Genomic DNA, 3119 nt, shown 5'->3' on the forward strand with positions numbered 1-3119 from the left:
GGTGGTGGGATACCTCATCTTGAAGCGAGCTTCCCGCTTAGATGCTTTCAGCGGTTATCCCTTCCGAACGTAGCTAACCAGCCGTGCCCCTGGCGGGACAACTGGCACACCAGAGGTTCGTCCGTCCCGGTCCTCTCGTACTAGGGACAGCCCTTCTCAAGTATCCTACGCGCACGGCGGATAGGGACCGAACTGTCTCACGACGTTCTAAACCCAGCTCGCGTACCGCTTTAATGGGCGAACAGCCCAACCCTTGGGACCTGCTACAGCCCCAGGATGCGACGAGCCGACATCGAGGTGCCAAACCATCCCGTCGATATGGACTCTTGGGGAAGATCAGCCTGTTATCCCCGGGGTACCTTTTATCCGTTGAGCGACACCGCTTCCACACGCAAGTGCCGGATCACTAGTCCCGACTTTCGTCCCTGCTCGACCTGTCAGTCTCACAGTCAAGCTCCCTTGTGTACTTGCACTCAACACCTGATTGCCAACCAGGCTGAGGGAACCTTTGGGCGCCTCCGTTACCCTTTAGGAGGCAACCGCCCCAGTTAAACTACCCACCAGACACTGTCCCTGAACCGGATAACGGTCCGAAGTTAGATACCCAAATCAACCAGAGTGGTATTTCAAGATTGCCTCCACCCATACTGGCGTATGGACTTCACCGGCTCCCACCTATCCTACACAAGCTAATTCGGATACCAATGTCAAGCTATAGTAAAGGTCCCGGGGTCTTTCCGTCCTGCCGCGCGTAACGAGCATCTTTACTCGTACTGCAATTTCGCCGGGCCTGTGGTTGAGACAGTGGGGAAGTCGTTACGCCATTCGTGCAGGTCGGAACTTACCCGACAAGGAATTTCGCTACCTTAGGATGGTTATAGTTACCACCGCCGTTTACTGGCGCTTAAGTTCTCCGCTTCGCCCCGAAGAGCTAACAGGTCCCCTTAACGTTCCAGCACCGGGCAGGCGTCAGTCCATATACATCGAATTACTTCTTCGCATGGACCTGTGTTTTTAGTAAACAGTCGCTTCCCCCTGCTCTCTGCGGCCATACAACGCTCCACCCGCGCGGGGCTTCACGTCTCCGGCCCCCCTTCTCCCTAAGTTACGGGGGCAATTTGCCGAGTTCCTTAACCACAGTTCGCCCGATCGCCTCGGTATTCTCTACCTGACCACCTGTGTCGGTTTGGGGTACGGGCCGCTCAGAACTCGCTAGAGGCTTTTCTCGGCAGCATAGGATCACTGACTTCACCTGAATCGGCTCGGCATCACGTCTCAGCCTTCATGTGCTGCGGATTTGCCTACAGCACGGCCTACACGCTTACCCCGGCACAACCACCGGCCGGGATCAGCTACCTTCCTGCGTCACCCCATCGCTTGACTACTACCCGCCAGGTTCCCACGCTCCCCACCCTCAACCCGAAGGTCTTGGATGGTTTGGGTGGTTAGCACAACGAGGTTCGTCAGGGTCGCTCTTTCGCGGGTACGGGAATATCAACCCGTTGTCCATCGACTACGCCTCTCGGCCTCGCCTTAGGTCCCGACTCACCCAGGGCGGATTAGCCTGGCCCTGGAACCCTTGGTCATCCGGCGGAAGGGTTTCTCACCCTTCTTTCGCTACTCATGCCTGCATTCTCACTCGTGCCGCGTCCACAACTCGATCACTCGGCTGCTTCACCCCCGGCACGACGCTCCCCTACCCACCCACACACCTGCACCAACACCCGAAAGTGCCGGCGAAGTACTTGTGTGAGTGCCACAGCTTCGGCGGTGTACTTGAGCCCCGCTACATTGTCGGCGCGGAACCACTTGACCAGTGAGCTATTACGCACTCTTTAAAGGGTGGCTGCTTCTAAGCCAACCTCCTGGTTGTCTATGCGACCCCACATCCTTTTCCACTTAGCACACGCTTAGGGGCCTTAGCTGGTGATCTGGGCTGTTTCCCTCTCGACTACGAAGCTTATCCCCCGCAGTCTCACTGCCGCGCTCTCACTTACCGGCATTCGGAGTTTGGCTGATTTCGGTAAGCTTGTGGGCCCCCTAGACCATCCAGTGCTCTACCTCCGGCAAGAAACACGCGACGCTGCACCTAAATGCATTTCGGGGAGAACCAGCTATCACGGAGTTTGATTGGCCTTTCACCCCTAACCACAGGTCATCCCCCAACTTTTCAACGTTGGTGGGTTCGGCCCTCCACGCGGTCTTACCCGCGCTTCAGCCTGCCCATGGCTAGATCACTCCGCTTCGGGTCTAGGACACGCGACTGAATCGCCCTATTCAGACTCGCTTTCGCTACGGCTCCCCCACACGGGTTAACCTCGCCACATGCCACTAACTCGCAGGCTCATTCTTCAAAAGGCACGCCGTCACCCCGCAAGGCTCCGACGGATTGTAGGCGAACGGTTTCAGGTACTATTTCACTCCCCTCCCGGGGTACTTTTCACCATTCCCTCACGGTACTCGTCCGCTATCGGTCACCAGGAAGTATTTAGGCTTACCAGGTGGTCCTGGCAGATTCACGGCAGATTTCAGGAGTCCGCCGCTACTCGGGAACACCCACAGGAGATCAGCAACTTTCACCTACCGGACTATCACCGTCTACGGTCAGCCTTTCCAGACTGTTCGACTAGCCACTGACTTTGTAACTCCTCACACGAGTGTCAGCTCGTGTAGCAGGGTCCCACAACCCCGACCACGCAACCCCTGACAGGTATCACACGCAGCCGGTTTAGCCTCCATCCGCTTTCGCTCGCCACTACTCACGGAATCACTCTTTGTTTTCTCTTCCTACGGGTACTGAGATGTTTCACTTCCCCGCGTTCCCCCCACACACCCTATGTGTTCAGGTGCGGGTGACTGGACATGACTCCAGCCAGGTTTCCCCATTCGGACACCCTGGGATCACAGCTCGGTTGACAGCTCCCCCAGGCCTATCGCGGCCTCCCACGTCCTTCATCGGCTCCTGGTGCCAAGGCATCCACCGTTCGCCCTTGACAACTTGACCACAAAGATGCTCGCGTCCACTGTGCAATTCTCAACAAACGACCAACCCACAACCCACAGCCCCACACCAAACCCGACAACCGCCGGCGGTATGCGAGACCAGGCCGCGCCTGGCA

1 rRNA gene is annotated in these 3119 nt (G+C 57.4%); it reads right to left on the minus strand.

Annotated features, from left to right (window positions below):
- Positions 1–3004 (minus strand): 23S ribosomal RNA (locus SM577_RS31585); the annotation flags it as partial.
- Between the last annotated feature and the right edge of the window lie 115 nt (positions 3005–3119).

This window comes from Micromonospora desertarenae (assembly GCF_056150265.1).